The organism is Vibrio sp. N418, assembly GCF_000222565.1.
Taxonomy (GTDB): domain Bacteria; phylum Pseudomonadota; class Gammaproteobacteria; order Enterobacterales; family Vibrionaceae; genus Vibrio; species Vibrio scophthalmi.
Window position 1 is genome coordinate 78,549 of the sequence record NZ_AFWD01000040.1, and the last position, 13,909, is coordinate 92,457.

Here is a 13,909-nt window from a genome sequence, read left to right on the forward strand (position 1 = left end):
GAATTGAAAAACGATCGCTTGGGTTCTGACACTGATTAATTGAAAGGGCTAACGTCATTGCGTTAGCCCTTTTTTCACTCTATTCTTTTTCTCGCTTCTCGCTTCTCGCTTCTCGCTTCTCGCTTCTCGCTTCTCGCTTCTCGCTTCTCGCTTCTCGCTTCTCGCTTCTCGCTTCTCGCTTCTCGCTTCCGCTCTTTATTGTCAAATCCCTTCACGTTCGATTGGGCAGCTCATACAACGTGCGCCACCGCGACCACGGCCGAGCTCATTGCCCGGTATCGGTAATACAGTAATACCCGCTTTATCATATTTTTCATTGGTATAAACGTTACGTTCATATCCAATTACCACACCGGGTTTCACGGTCAGTACATTATTGGCATCATTCCACTGTTCTCGTTCAGCTTCATAGCTATCCCCACCCGTAGTAATAATGTTCAGTGCATTTAGCCCCAGCGCATCTTCAATCGCACTCATGAGGTTGGGGGCCGATTCGACATGCACTTGTCCGTCACCTTCAGGGGTCAACACCCAAGTATTGAGATCTTTACGCATCACTTCGGGGTACATGGAAAACGTGTCGATATCCATATGAGTCATTACTGTATCCAAGTGCATGCACGAGCGACTTTTTGGCAGTTCAACCACAATGACTTGTTTTGCTTGGTTATGTTTAAATAATTGCGCCGCTAGGTTTTCAACCCCTTGTGCTGTCGTCCGTTCTGACATACCAATTAATACCGCGCCTTTACCAATCACTAGCACGTCACCGCCTTCAATGTTGGCATTATCGTAATGAAGATCTTCATCACCAAAATATTTAATAAAATCCTGCCCGGCGAAAACAGGATGCCAGTGATAAATGGCCCGTAAGTGATTGGTTTCGCGTTGGCGAGCTGGCATCATCATTGGATTGAGTGATACGCCACCATAAATCCAACATGAGGTGTCGCGAGTGAAGAGATGGTTAGGTAACGGTTCAATCGCAAAATCGAGCGAGCGGTGCAACTTGGGTAAAATGGAGGCTGATTTAAACGGCAGCTCTGAATAGGCGAGACCACCTAATAAGACTGAAGCGAGATGCTCGTTATCCATTTCACTTAGATAGCAACGAAAGTCGCGGGCAAACATTGGCCCATAACGAAAATCGGAGATCTGCGTGGTCAACAGCCAATCTCGGGCTTCTGGTACGGTAAGAGTCTCGACTAACAGATCATGCAGTAGCAACACTTCGACATTTTGTCTGCGCAATGTATTGGCAAACTCGTCATGTTCCTTCCCAGCTTCTTCTACTGCTAAGACATCATCAAACAACAATTCATGGCAGTTCGATGGCGTGAGGTGAGAGAGTGCACGCTCGGGGCGATTGAGCAACACTCGTTTTAATTGACCAACTTCTGAGCCTACATACAACTTACTCATTATGTATCCTTACATCTAATTCCTCTTCTATTTATGACAATGTTACGAGAAAGATGCAAGTCTGTAGTTAATATCTAATACTTTATATCGCCATTTATATTGGTCATATGACTAGGGTTTTACAGTTTGTTAGTGGATTGGTCTTAAAAATTGCTTTAACTCCATGTAATTAGTGATGCGTTAATATTCATCGGGTTCATTTAGCTTGTCTGGGGGAGTCGTTACTTACACGGGGGAAGAAGGGGAATATGACGTAAAGGCAGACTGCGAACTATGCAATCAATACTCATAATAAGGCGAAATGTATGTTTCAGGCTGGATTGAGTGAACGATATGATCTGCTGATTTCATCATTATTGACCAATAGCAGGCGAAGAGGGGGGATTTAGATCCTTTTGGTGGGGATCTTCGCGATAAAGCCGTTCAAATTCGGATAAAGATCATTGCTAGTCCTGTTTCTAGGTGGAATTTTTTTTTGATCCATGCGATATTTCGTCGCAAGAAATCATCATCCCTGTTATCACACTCTGGAGCGCTATTATGTCTCATGAAGATGAATATCTATCGGTAGAAGAATTAATCGAGATTCAAAAGGAAGAGACTCGCGATATTATCCAAGCATTGCTTGAAGATGGCAGTGATCCAGATGCGCTATATGAGATCGAGCACCATCTATTTGCTGAAGATTTTGACACGTTAGAAAAAGCGGTTGTTGAAGCATTTAAGATGGGCTTTGAAGTTTTAGAAGCTGAAGAAACAGAAGACGAAGATGGCAAAAAGCTACTTTGTTGCGATGCGACAATGCAATCAGCATTGAACCCAGAAGCGATTGATGAGCAAGTGTCTAAACTGGTTCACCTGGCTGAAAAATATGACATCATCTATGATGGTTGGGGTACGTACTATGAGGGCGAAGACGCTCTATACCCTGATGAAGACGAAGATGATGAAGAGTAATCGCGTTATCTAATGTGAGTGCTTGTAAGCACTAAAAAATACCAGCCACTGTGCTGGTATTTTTGTTTCTATCTCTGATGCTATTCACTATACTCGTGCTAAATTGATCTAGCGCAAGTTTATATTACATGGAATTATCTCTCGCGGGTCTATGGCAACTCTCGCCATTAACGGACTTATCGATACCTCAAGACGACATCACTTTTCCAAATCCCCTTAGTCATGTTCTCCCCAAGACACTCACCGAGCTGACGATCGCCGAGCAAGAGTGGCATTTGATGCATGACATTGACGTCGATGAAGCAATGCTCGCTTTTCCTGCGATTGATCTGATCATGGGTGGAGTGGATTATTATGCCGAGGTGCGACTCAATGGGGTTGCGGTCTTTGATTGTGATGGCACGCAAGCGCGCTATAAAAAAGATATACGTCCTTATTTACAGCTTGGTCGTAACCGCTTTGAAATTCTTTTTCTTGAGCAAGATGAAGATTGGTTGCTAGACGAAGAGCTGCAAGCTGTGTGTACTTTGAATCAAGAGCAGTATCAACCACACGATACCCGCATGGGTATTTGGCAAGCGCCTTATTTGCAGTTTATACGCCATGTTCGTTTAGAGCATGTCAGTACTGAACAGATTTGGCACCACGGTGGTGGCTGTGAGTTTTTGGTTAACCTTTACTATAAGACTTACGCATCAGGCTTGGTTTCAGCTGCAGTGAAATTTAATGGCATGACCTACCAGTTGCCGATTGATGTACGAAATAACCATACATCCGCTCTATTTCAAATCGAGGCGCCGATCTACCATAATCCGACTCAGGCGGGTGGTGATTACTTATATCTGTTAGAAGTCAGCCTTGATGATCAAACCCAACGTTTTAATGTTGGGTTATGTGAAGACCTTTGTGTGCAGCACTACCCATTGTAGTGGTCAGTTAGTGAGCACAAGCCCAAGGTTGGGTAGATTGATGTTGTGCTTGTTTACGTAACCAGACTTTTTCATGGAAGTAGTAAGCACAAGTGTTAATCGTAGGTTCGATTGCTGCCATGATACCGCCAACAAAAGCATCACCTGTTAATAAGTAAACCACACTAAACGCGACACTAAAGTGGATCACCGCAAAGCTAGTGGTTTTTACTTTGGCTGATTGGGCTAAACGTTGTAGAGATCGAGATTTCGCCCATACCAGTTCATGAAAATAAAACGCGACCGTATTCACGCTTGGCTCAATCATCGCAATCATGCTACCGATAAGAATATCACCGGTTAGTAAGTAGGCGACAGTAAAGGCGATAGTAAAGTGAATTGAAGCAAAGGTCAGAGTCTTTTTCATGATGAGCAGCTTATGTACGAAATGATAGGTTCATTATTAGCCAGTTGCTTGATAAAGAAAAATGGCTTGTATATATAATATCGATAGTTAAAAACTATTAAGGCGCTCATATTGAGCGCCTTTTTGTTGAGTTTAAATCCGTAATGCTACGAATTAGCGTTGTGGTTTAACCACCAAAACTTGTATCGGTGAGGCTTGTACCACTTTGCTGGCGACAGAGCCGAGTACGGCTTTATCGAGTTTAGAACGCTTATGGCTTGGCATAACAATCAGGTCTGCCCCTAACGTGTCTGCGTATTGCAAAATCGTTTTGTACGCTTTGCCTTCAGCGATATGCACTTGATAAGGTACTTGCTCATTAATATGTTGTTTAGCAAAAGCGTTGAGCTGAACACTGACATCTTGCTTCATTTTTAGCGCAGCATCTTTAGGAAAATAGCTGGCGACCATCGACATATGAATGCCCGGTAGCACATTTAGTAAATGCAGTTGCGCATTAGATTGCTTGGCATGCCAAACCGCAATTTCAATCGCACGATCTGAGAAGCCTTTTTCATTTAAGTCAACCGGAACAAGGATCTGTTTATACATACATTTTTCTCAGTGAGGCCCTAATACTAGAGCCTTTAGTGGATTAGGCTGTTAATGATTGTTGGCGAATACGGCGTCGTTGATTGGCGCCCATTAAGAAAACAATCATCAAGCAAGGAATGAAGACCCACTCTTTCATCGGTCGTTCTGCATCTTGAATAACCCAGTCAATTTGCCAGTCGAAATCAATACCTGAGGCTTCTGCCGGGCTACCAAATTCAACCATATCAACCATCATCTTTCCGTCACTTTCATTGAGCATTAAGCCCATTGAACTTAGGCGCTCTTCCGCCGTAACAGCGTCATCATCGAAGGGAAGGCGCACGGTTTTCTCAATATAGTCACCGATCAGGTTCTCTCCTGAAACTCGCAATTCTATCGGTTGGCCAACATTAAGGGATTGGGTGATTTCAGCTATTTCGACACCGGGTGAGATATCTTTGGCTGGGTAAACCATATCCCACCAAAAACCAGGACGGAAAAACGAGAAGGTTAGAACCAATAGCAGTAGATTTTCCCACCATTTATTGCGGGTTAGCCACCAACCTTGTGTCGCGGCAGAAAACAGCAACATCGCTATGATCGATGAGATCACGGTGAGTGCCAGATGCCACCAAGAGTCAATGCCCATCAACAATAACTGGGTATTGAAAATAAACATAAAGGGCAGAATGGCAGTACGAATATCGTAAGTAAAACCTTGAATACCAGTGCGGATTGGATCGGATTTAGCGATGGCGGCGGCGGCAAAAGCTGCCAAACCAACGGGGGGAGTATCATCCGCGAGTATGCCAAAATAGAACACAAACAAGTGAACGGCGATCAATGGAATGATCAAGCCATGCTGCGCACCTAAGGTAACGATAACCGGCGCCATCAAAGTTGAGACCACTATGTAGTTGGCGGTGGTGGGCAAGCCCATGCCGAGGATCAAACTGATCACAGCGGTAAAGAGCAACATCAGTAGAATATTACCGCCAGAGATAAACTCAACGAACTCGGTCATCACTAGGCCAATACCTGTCAAAGTCACTACACCAACCACAATACCAGCGGCGGCGGTCGCAACACCGATACCAATCATGTTACGTGCACCCGATACTAAGCTTTCGGCTAGGTCGATAAAGCCTTGCTTTGTCTGCTCCTGGATATCGCCGGTTTTTGCCATTATTGCCTTGAGTGGGCGTTGAGTGATCAAGATAAAGATCATAAACACCGTGGCCCAAAAGGCTGAGAGACCGGGAGAAAAACGTTCCACTGTTAAGCACCAAACCAAAACCACAATAGGCAGTAGGTAATGTAGACCTGACTTTATCGTTGGGCCGGGATCGGGTACTTCTGTCAACTCCGCATCGATCTCGATATCCCCTTCTTTGGCGTACTTAGCGGACACGCGCAATAGGGCGATATAAGCGATCAGTAAGGCTCCTGCCATGATTGGCGTTGCAGCACCGCCAAAGACATCTTTTGTCCAACCGACCCCATAGTAAACCGCAGCACTGACCACACATAAACCCAAAATAGTGCCGGTGAACGACAATAGACTTTGGATTAAGGTTGGATTATGTCGACGCGGTAAGCCCTCCATGCCCGCCTTACACGCTTCGAGGTGGACAATGTAAATCAATGCAATATAAGAAATGAGTGCTGGTAGTAGGGCGGCTTTGATCACCTCTACGTAAGAGATACCCACGTATTCAACCATTAAAAATGCAGCTGCCCCCATGATTGGTGGTGTGAGCTGACCATTAGTTGAAGCGGCAACTTCGACAGCACCGGCTTTGGTTCCGGGAAAGCCAACTCGCTTCATCAGCGGGATGGTAAAGGTACCGGTTGTCACCACGTTGGCAATGGAAGAGCCAGAGACTAGGCCAGACAAGCCTGATGCGACGACTGCTGCTTTTGCTGGGCCGCCTTTCATGTGGCCAAGTAGCGAAAAGGCTACCTTGATAAAGTATGCCCCAGCCCCCGCGCGTTCAAGCATGGCTCCGAATAATACAAATAGGAATACGAATGAGGTGGAAACGCCAAGCGCAACACCAAAGACCCCTTCGGTGGTGAGCCACAAATGTGACATTGTTTTATTTAAACTCGCGCCTTTATGGGCGATAACATCTGGCATGTGAGGGCCAGCGAAGGTATAGAGTAAGAAGACGGCAGCTACAACCATTAGCGGTGGCCCCAATGCACGACGTGTTGCTTCAAGCAGTAATAACATCCCGACCACCGAAATTATGATATCGGGTGAGGTTGGTGCGCCTGAACGATCGGCCAGTTGAGCATAAAATATATAGATATAGGCTGCAGAGAAGCTGCCAGCTAGCGCGAGAATCCAGTCGAAGACAGGAATACGATCGCGGGGCGATCCTTTTAGCGCAGGGTAGGCAGTAAAGGCCAAAAAGATAGCAAAAGTGAGATGTATTGCTCGTGCTTCAGTATCGTTTAATACTGCAAAATTAAAAATAAACGGTAGTGGGGATGCGTACCAAAGTTGAAATAGAGACCAACATAGCGGTACAAACCATAAGATACGTCCAGGAATGCCTGATGGTGAGCGTGCTCCGGTATCGGATTGTGCGACCATTTCCTGCACATCTTGCGACGGTGTTGTAGTCTGCGTCATGTACCTTATCCTTATTATAACTGGTCCAATTCATAACTAATGTTGGACCTGAATCCGCACCTATCAGTGTAGTTAGCTGACTAGAAAATGCGTATCGATTGATTTACTAGGTAAAAAAGAGGTAAGGCTTAGGTTAAGCCTAAAGACGTCTGCTGTGAGACGTTGGAGGTCAACAAGGAGGCGGTGCCTCCTTGTTGTTAGTTACTAAAAGAGCGGCTTATTTAAGAAGGCCGACTTCTTTGTAGTATTTCACTGCACCCGGGTGAAGAGGGATAGAAAGACCTGCTTTCACCATGTCTTCTTTTTTCAGGTTTGCAAAGGCTGGGTGTAGGCGTTTAAAGGTATCAAAGTTTTCAAATACGGCTTTCGCTACGTTGTAAGCTACTTCATCTGAAACATCAGCCGTCGTTACCATTGTTGCCGCAACACCGAAGCTATTGACATCTTGGTCTGTACCACGGTACATGCCTGCAGGTACTGAGCTAAATGCGTAGTAAGGGTTAGCATTTACGATCGCTTCAATTTGTTCACCCGTTGCAGGGATCAGCTTCGCATCACATGATGTTGTCGCTTCTTTGATTGAACCGTTTGGGTGACCAACAACGTAGACAAACGCATCGATTTTATTGTCACACAATGCTTGAGAACGCTCAGAACCTTTCAGTTCTGAAGCTAATTTAAAGCTGTCATTCGTCCAACCCATCGCGTCCATTACAACGCCCATGGTCGCACGGTCACCAGAACCAGGGTTGCCAATGTTGACGCGTTTACCTGCTAGGTCAGAAACATTTTCGATACCCGCATCAGAGCGAGCGATGATATTGAAAGGTTCGGTATGAAGCGAGAACATAGCACGTAAGTTTTTGTACGGGCCTTGCTCGGAAAATTTACTTGTGCCGTTGTAGCCGTGGTATTGCCAGTCTGACTGAACGATACCAAAATCAAGTTCTCCGGCACGAATGGTATTAACGTTGTAAATAGAACCACCCGTTGATTCAACCGAGCAACGGATGTTGTGATCTTTACGACCTTTATTGACCAGTTTACAAATGGCACCACCGGTTGGGTAGTAAACACCAGTTACAGAACCGGTACCAATAGTAATAAATTCTTGTGCGTTAACTGCACCAGCACCCATAACAGCTGCCGCAATTGCGCCAGCTTGAATAAGTTTGTTCAATGCCATGAATTTTCCTTCCTTTATTCATTATTAACCCCACTGCAAGTGTAGTTGCTATGGGAATTTCCTATATTAGAAACGGCATCTTTTCCATGCGATTTAATAGAAAAGTGGCTAAATAGTACCAAAAAAACAACAGATAATTATATGATTGTTAAACATTTTAGCAACATTTGCTGCTGCATTAGTGGTTTTGTTCGTTATAATTTGTAATTAAAAGTGTTTTATATCATGGTGTTATGTGTGTTTTTGGTGGTGGGAGGAGTTTTATTTAAGATGTGACATAAATCACACTACGAAATGCAGAGTGATTTATGATATTTGAACCGTTGATAAGGGTTAACCGGCGTACTCAAATAACTGACATACAGAGTTAAACAACTGTTCAGTGGTAATGTTTGCCGTTGGTGTAATGAAAATAGTGTCATCACCTGCGACAACGCCAAGAATACCTTCTGCTTTACCTAAGGAATCAAGCAAACGTGCGATAAGTTGTGCTGCACCTGGTCCAGTATGTATCACAACCAGGGCTGCATTGTGGTCGATATCAAGTACGAGTTCTCTTAAAGAGCTTGAAACCGTTGGAACTCCAAATTCAGCGGGTAAACAGTAGACCATTTCCATTTTTGCATTGCGTGTTCGAACTGCCCCAAATTTGGTCAACATACGAGACACTTTGGATTGGTTGATGTTCTCGAACCCTTCCGTTTTCAATGCTTCAACGATGTCCCCTTGTGAGCCAAAGCGCTCTTCTTTTAATAGTGCCTTAAATGCACGAACTAAGTTGTCTTGTTTTTCTGAATGACGCATGGTTCTCTTTCTTTTCGTCACGTAATCAAGTGAATATTCTCGCATATATATGCATTTTCTGCCAGCTAACCACTGAAAAAAAGTCAATTAAGTCACACAAAAACAATCACTAATTGCTGATAGAAATGATTGTTAAACCATTGTCATGTAAGGGGTTTGTCATGTTATTATGCGGGCGACATGTAGCACGTAAAGTGCGAGGTGCGCAACCTCGCAAAGCTGACGTTAAAGAATTGTAATCAGAGGTTAATTACTATAGCTTTGGCTATAGAACAGACTAAAAATTACCCTACCAATATATAAAGAGATGATTTCTCAAGGAGAACTACGATGAAAGTAGCCGTTATTGGTGCCGCTGGCGGCATCGGACAAGCTTTAGCCCTACTACTTAAGAATCGCCTACCAGCAGGTTCTGATCTGGCCCTTTATGATATTGCACCTGTTACTCCAGGTGTGGCCGCAGATCTTAGTCACATCCCAACACCAGTATCGATCAAAGGTTATTCTGGTGAAGATCCTACACCTGCGCTTGAAGGTGCAGATGTAGTATTGATCTCGGCGGGTGTTGCGCGTAAGCCTGGTATGGATCGTGCGGATCTATTTAATGTGAACGCTGGTATTGTTAAAGCGTTGGCAGAAAAAATTGCGGTAACTTGTCCGAAAGCGTGTATCGGTATCATCACGAACCCTGTTAACACGACAGTACCTATCGCTGCTGAAGTGTTGAAAAATGCAGGCGTATACGATAAGCGTAAGCTGTTTGGTGTGACAACACTGGATGTTATTCGTTCAGAAACCTTTGTTGCTGAACTAAAAGATAAAGATCCAGGCGACGTTCGTGTTCCTGTTATCGGTGGCCATTCTGGCGTGACAATCCTACCGTTACTTTCTCAAGTAGAAGGTGTTGAGTTTACCGCTGAAGAAGTTGAAGCGTTGACGAAACGTATTCAAAATGCCGGCACCGAAGTTGTTGAAGCGAAAGCGGGTGGCGGTTCTGCAACACTTTCAATGGGTCAAGCGGCGTGTCGTTTTGGTCTATCGCTAGTGAAAGCACTACAAGGTGAGCAAGGCGTGGTTGAGTGTGCTTATGTAGAAGGTGGCAGTGAGCATGCAACCTTCTTTGCTCAACCAATTAAGCTTGGTAAAGATGGCGTAGAAGAAGTTCTAAGCTACGGTGCGCTAAGTGATTACGAGAAAGCAGCGCTGGACGGCATGCTAGAAACATTGAATGGTGATATTGAAGTTGGTGTTGATTTCGTAAAATAATGTAATCAAAGCTCAACGTAAAAGCCGATCTTATGATCGGCTTTTTTGATCCTTGTAGCTGCTTGTTCGTAAGCAAACATAAACAAGGAGTCGGAAATGGAAATTGATCATCTATATAAAGGTATGTTGATAGATTGCCATCATGGTATCAGTGAAGTTTTGATCGTTGATAGCGTGACACGTTCAGTTCTTGTTAAGAACACGAAAACGCACCATCAAGAGGCGCTCGGCTTGGATGAAGTGTTTGATGAACCGCAATTGCATCCGGGCTGTGACAAATACTATTAATGACGGATTAATAAAAAAGGTAAGCCGAGGCTTACCTTTTTCGTTTTGCTAGGGCGCATTGTTCGCGCTGAGCTTATTTGGTGCGGTTTACAGACAAGTGAGCAAGTGTAATCAAAGCTTGTTTGTATTCTGATTCTGGCAGCACAGCCAATTCAGCAATCGCTTTGTCTGCTTCTTCATTCGCTTTTTGGCGGGTGTAATCCAAAGATCCTGTTTGATCCATGACGGCAAGAATATCATTCAAACGATCCATGCCGTTCGATTTTTCGATCGCTTCACGGATCATTGCCGCTTGTTCTTTATCACCGTTATGCATGGCATGGAGTAATGGTAGAGTTGGTTTGCCTTCTGCAAGGTCATCTCCGACATTTTTACCCATATCTTCACCATCAGAGGTGTAGTCCATCACGTCGTCAATTAATTGGAATGCGGTACCAAGATACTTACCGTAGTTTTGCAGCGCTAATTCTACTTCCGCAGGTGAGTCGGTTAAGATCGCACCAATTTGAGTTGCCGCTTCAAATAAACGAGCTGTCTTGGAGTAGATGACCTGCATGTAGTTTTCTTCGGTCGTATCGGGGTTGTTGCAGTTCATTAACTGTAGAACTTCGCCTTCTGCAATAACGTTGACCGCATCACTCATCAATTTGAGGATTTTTAATGAGCCTAACTCCGTCATCATTTGGAAAGAGCGAGTGTAGATAAAGTCGCCAACTAGGACACTTGCTGCGTTACCAAAAGCGGCATTTGCAGTGGCTTTACCACGACGCATATCTGATTCGTCAACGACATCATCGTGCAACAAAGTTGCAGTATGGATGAACTCGATAAAGGCGGCGGAAGTGGTATGCGCCTCTCCTTGATAGCCTAGAGCTCGAGCAGTTAAGACCGCAAGAAGTGGGCGAATACGTTTACCGCCACCACTGACAATGTAGAAACCTAGTTGGTTAATCAGGGATACATCAGAGTTTAGTTGTGCTTGAATTGTTTCATTCACTTTTGCCATGTCACTGGCAGTAAGCGTTTGGATAGCTTTAAAATCCATTGTTATTCCGGCTGAGGTTAGGACCTGTCTGGTGTTTACACATTCTTTAATAGATGAATAATACACTAAAAAACGTTGAAAAATACATGCTTTAAGGGCATGATCTCGGCACTTTTATTTGGCGATTACCTTTTCGCCATTTTTTTAAAAATATGGCTTGTCATAGGCAAGGCTCTTCTGTAGAATCTGCGCCCTATTGATGATTAGTTTAGCGCACACCCAAATTGCTAAAATGCATGTAAAGGCTGTGCGGAAAAAGCGGAGTAAAATATGTACGCTGTTTTCCAATCTGGTGGTAAACAACACCGTGTAAGCGAAGGTCAAACTCTTCGTTTAGAGAAATTAGACGTTGAAACTGGTGCGACAATTGAATTTGATAAAGTTCTACTTGTTGCTAACGGTGAAAACATTCAAGTTGGTGCACCTCTTCTTGAGGGTGGCAAAGTTGTAGCTGAAGTTGTACAACACGGTCGTGGCGATAAAATCAAAATCGTTAAGTTCCGTCGTCGTAAGCACTCACGTAAGCAGCAAGGTCACCGTCAGTGGTTCACTGAAGTGAAAATCACTGCAATCAACGCTTAATCGTATTAGGAGAGCTTAACAATGGCACACAAAAAAGCTGGTGGTTCTACTCGTAACGGCCGCGATTCAGAAAGCAAACGCCTAGGTGTTAAACGTTTCGGTGGCGAGTCTGTTCTTGCAGGTAACATCATCGTTCGTCAACGTGGTACTAAATTCCACGCTGGTAACAACGTAGGCCTTGGTAAAGACCACACTCTTTTCGCTCTTACTGAAGGTAAAGTGAAATTTGAAGTTAAAGGTCCTAAGAACCGTAAATTCGTAAGCATCGAAGCAGCTGAGTAATTCACGCTTCTAGCTTAGAATTAGGTTTCTAGCTGAATTTAAAAGCCCTGCCAAATCGGCGGGGTTTTTTATTTATACGAGAACCAAATAACCAGAAGCTTTTGGGCAACGTTATCCTAAGTGACTAACGTTTAAAGGAAAACCTCTCGTTATTTGGTCCAAAGTAGGGCGGTCCAAGATCTCAGGTGATCGATCTGTATATGGGATCTGCTAGAATTTATATCGTGGTTATGGAACCGTTTTGGTTCTAAACATGATATTGCAACGCACAAAATGCGGAGTAACAGATGAAATTCGTTGATGAAGCGGTAGTTAAAGTTCAAGCTGGCGACGGCGGTAGCGGTGTTGTTAGTTTTTGGCGTGAAAAATTCATCACCAAAGGTGGTCCTGATGGTGGTGACGGTGGCGATGGCGGTGATATTTATATCGTTGCTGATGAGAACCTTAACACTCTAATTGATTACCGTTTCCAGCGCTTCTATGAAGCGGAACGTGGTGAGAATGGTCGTGGTGGTAACTGTACTGGTAAACGTGGTAAAGACAAAATACTGCGAGTTCCAGTTGGTACACGTGCTGTCGACATTCATACCAATGAAATTGTGGCTGAAGTTGCGGAACATGGTAAGAAAGTGATGGTTGCTAAAGGCGGCTGGCACGGTCTTGGTAACACGCGCTTTAAGTCTTCAGTAAACCGTGCACCTCGTCAAAAGACGTTAGGTACCAAAGGTGAAATTCGTGAATTGCGCCTAGAGCTACTATTACTAGCTGACGTTGGTATGCTTGGTTTACCAAATGCGGGTAAATCTACCTTCATTCGTGCAGTGTCTGCTGCAAAACCAAAAGTAGCCGATTACCCATTTACGACTCTGATCCCTAGCCTAGGCGTGGTAAGTGTTGTTGCAGAGAAGAGCTTCGTTGTCGCTGACATCCCTGGTCTTATCGAGGGTGCGGCTGATGGTGCTGGTCTAGGTATTCGTTTCCTTAAACACCTTGAGCGTTGTCGTGTTTTGCTGCACATGATCGATATTATGCCGGTTGATCAATCGGATCCAATCCAAAATGCATTGACGATCATTGATGAGCTAGAACAGTACAGTGAGAAACTGGCAGACAAACCTCGTTGGTTAGTGTTTAACAAAGTGGATCTGATGCCTGAAGAAGAGGCAGATGAGATCATCGAAGGTATTTTGGATGCACTTGGCTGGGAAGAAGAATACTTCAAAATTTCAGCGGTAAATCGTCAAGGTACTAAAGAGCTTTGTTACAAGCTTGCTGACTTTATGGAAACGCTACCACGCGAGTTGGAGCAACTTAGTGAAGAAGACAAAGTCGACTTCATGTGGGATGATTACCATAAAGACGCAATGTCAGGCAAAAACGTTATCACTGAAGATGGTGATGATGACGATGATGACTGGGATGACGAAGAAGATGACGGCCACGTTGTCTACGTTCGCGATTAATCCGATCGAATTAAAAAAACCGCATTTATTTGCGGTTTTTTTTCGCCTCAAATATTTTTACGTCT

General features: G+C 44.2%; 14 protein-coding genes. 7 read left to right on the forward strand and 7 right to left on the reverse strand.

Features of this window, described 5'->3' with window-relative positions:
* Window positions 1-201: 201 nt before the first annotated feature.
* A complete protein-coding gene (arcA, locus tag RH86_RS07955) occupies window positions 202-1,422 on the reverse strand; it encodes an arginine deiminase (protein ID WP_005593119.1) in 1,221 nt (406 codons plus the stop codon).
* Window positions 1,423-1,962: 540 nt separating this feature from the next.
* On the opposite strand from arcA, the gene rraB reads away from it, so the two are divergent.
* Window positions 1,963-2,379 carry a ribonuclease E inhibitor RraB gene (gene rraB, locus RH86_RS07960; protein WP_009385840.1) on the forward strand — a complete coding sequence of 139 codons (417 nt, stop codon included), beginning with the start codon at window positions 1,963-1,965 and terminating at the stop codon, window positions 2,377-2,379.
* 128 nt (window positions 2,380-2,507) lie between these two features.
* Window positions 2,508-3,308, forward strand: coding sequence for a glycosyl hydrolase 2 galactose-binding domain-containing protein (locus tag RH86_RS07965; RefSeq protein ID WP_009385841.1), 801 nt, complete (start codon window positions 2,508-2,510; stop codon window positions 3,306-3,308).
* Window positions 3,309-3,315: 7 nt separating this feature from the next.
* Here RH86_RS07965 and RH86_RS07970 read toward each other — a convergent pair whose 3' ends face one another.
* From RH86_RS07970 to argR, 5 genes are all read right to left on the reverse strand, one after another.
* A complete protein-coding gene (locus RH86_RS07970; protein ID WP_009385842.1) occupies window positions 3,316-3,714 on the reverse strand; it encodes a DUF2061 domain-containing protein in 399 nt (132 codons plus the stop codon).
* Between the two features lie 153 nt (window positions 3,715-3,867).
* Window positions 3,868-4,305 (reverse strand): universal stress protein, encoded by a 438-nt coding sequence (locus tag RH86_RS07975; protein ID WP_009385843.1) that lies wholly within the window; start codon window positions 4,303-4,305, stop codon window positions 3,868-3,870.
* 43 nt (window positions 4,306-4,348) lie between these two features.
* Window positions 4,349-6,928, reverse strand: coding sequence for a TRAP transporter permease (locus RH86_RS07980; RefSeq protein WP_009385844.1), 2,580 nt, complete (start codon window positions 6,926-6,928; stop codon window positions 4,349-4,351).
* A gap of 217 nt (window positions 6,929-7,145) precedes the next feature.
* Window positions 7,146-8,114: a TAXI family TRAP transporter solute-binding subunit gene (locus RH86_RS07985; RefSeq protein ID WP_005593141.1), complete on the reverse strand. Its 969-nt coding sequence runs from the start codon at window positions 8,112-8,114 to the stop codon at window positions 7,146-7,148.
* A 333-nt stretch (window positions 8,115-8,447) separates the two neighbouring features.
* Entirely contained in the window at window positions 8,448-8,918 is a 471-nt protein-coding gene (gene argR / locus RH86_RS07990) for a transcriptional regulator ArgR (RefSeq protein ID WP_005593142.1), read from the reverse strand.
* Window positions 8,919-9,248: 330 nt separating this feature from the next.
* Here argR and mdh point away from each other — a divergent pair, with 330 nt between their 5' ends.
* Both mdh and RH86_RS08000 read left to right on the forward strand, forming a co-directional pair.
* On the forward strand, window positions 9,249-10,184 hold the full coding sequence (gene mdh / locus RH86_RS07995) for a malate dehydrogenase (RefSeq protein ID WP_005593143.1): 936 nt from the start codon (window positions 9,249-9,251) through the stop codon (window positions 10,182-10,184).
* Window positions 10,185-10,280: 96 nt separating this feature from the next.
* Complete coding sequence (locus tag RH86_RS08000; RefSeq protein ID WP_009385845.1) at window positions 10,281-10,472, forward strand: hypothetical protein; 192 nt, start codon at window positions 10,281-10,283, stop codon at window positions 10,470-10,472.
* Between the two features lie 73 nt (window positions 10,473-10,545).
* Here the strand turns inward: RH86_RS08000 and ispB are convergent, their stop codons facing one another.
* Entirely contained in the window at window positions 10,546-11,517 is a 972-nt protein-coding gene (ispB, locus tag RH86_RS08005; protein ID WP_009385846.1) for an octaprenyl diphosphate synthase, read from the reverse strand.
* Between the two features lie 270 nt (window positions 11,518-11,787).
* Between ispB and rplU the strand changes: the two genes are divergently transcribed.
* The 3 genes from rplU to cgtA all read left to right on the forward strand — a co-directional run bounded on the left by rplU (window position 11,788) and on the right by cgtA (window position 13,844).
* Window positions 11,788-12,099 (forward strand): 50S ribosomal protein L21, encoded by a 312-nt coding sequence (gene rplU, locus RH86_RS08010; protein WP_005593146.1) that lies wholly within the window; start codon window positions 11,788-11,790, stop codon window positions 12,097-12,099.
* A 21-nt stretch (window positions 12,100-12,120) separates the two neighbouring features.
* Entirely contained in the window at window positions 12,121-12,381 is a 261-nt protein-coding gene (gene rpmA / locus RH86_RS08015; RefSeq protein WP_005593148.1) for a 50S ribosomal protein L27, read from the forward strand.
* A gap of 287 nt (window positions 12,382-12,668) precedes the next feature.
* On the forward strand, window positions 12,669-13,844 hold the full coding sequence (gene cgtA / locus RH86_RS08020) for an Obg family GTPase CgtA (RefSeq protein WP_005593150.1): 1,176 nt from the start codon (window positions 12,669-12,671) through the stop codon (window positions 13,842-13,844).
* Window positions 13,845-13,909 lie beyond the last annotated feature (65 nt).

What these genes read in the sequence shown, in the direction of transcription:
- arcA (WP_005593119.1), bottom strand. Translation starts at nt 1,422, where the DNA reads ATGAGTAAGTTGTATGTAGGCTCAGAAGTTGGTCAATTAAAACGAGTG.
- rraB (WP_009385840.1), top strand. Translation starts at nt 1,963, where the DNA reads ATGTCTCATGAAGATGAATATCTATCGGTAGAAGAATTAATCGAGATT.
- RH86_RS07965 (WP_009385841.1), top strand. Translation starts at nt 2,508, where the DNA reads ATGGAATTATCTCTCGCGGGTCTATGGCAACTCTCGCCATTAACGGAC.
- RH86_RS07970 (WP_009385842.1), bottom strand. Translation starts at nt 3,714, where the DNA reads ATGAAAAAGACTCTGACCTTTGCTTCAATTCACTTTACTATCGCCTTT.
- RH86_RS07975 (WP_009385843.1), bottom strand. Translation starts at nt 4,305, where the DNA reads ATGTATAAACAGATCCTTGTTCCGGTTGACTTAAATGAAAAAGGCTTC.
- RH86_RS07980 (WP_009385844.1), bottom strand. Translation starts at nt 6,928, where the DNA reads ATGACGCAGACTACAACACCGTCGCAAGATGTGCAGGAAATGGTCGCA.
- RH86_RS07985 (WP_005593141.1), bottom strand. Translation starts at nt 8,114, where the DNA reads ATGGCATTGAACAAACTTATTCAAGCTGGCGCAATTGCGGCAGCTGTT.
- argR (WP_005593142.1), bottom strand. Translation starts at nt 8,918, where the DNA reads ATGCGTCATTCAGAAAAACAAGACAACTTAGTTCGTGCATTTAAGGCA.
- mdh (WP_005593143.1), top strand. Translation starts at nt 9,249, where the DNA reads ATGAAAGTAGCCGTTATTGGTGCCGCTGGCGGCATCGGACAAGCTTTA.
- RH86_RS08000 (WP_009385845.1), top strand. Translation starts at nt 10,281, where the DNA reads ATGGAAATTGATCATCTATATAAAGGTATGTTGATAGATTGCCATCAT.
- ispB (WP_009385846.1), bottom strand. Translation starts at nt 11,517, where the DNA reads ATGGATTTTAAAGCTATCCAAACGCTTACTGCCAGTGACATGGCAAAA.
- rplU (WP_005593146.1), top strand. Translation starts at nt 11,788, where the DNA reads ATGTACGCTGTTTTCCAATCTGGTGGTAAACAACACCGTGTAAGCGAA.
- rpmA (WP_005593148.1), top strand. Translation starts at nt 12,121, where the DNA reads ATGGCACACAAAAAAGCTGGTGGTTCTACTCGTAACGGCCGCGATTCA.
- cgtA (WP_005593150.1), top strand. Translation starts at nt 12,669, where the DNA reads ATGAAATTCGTTGATGAAGCGGTAGTTAAAGTTCAAGCTGGCGACGGC.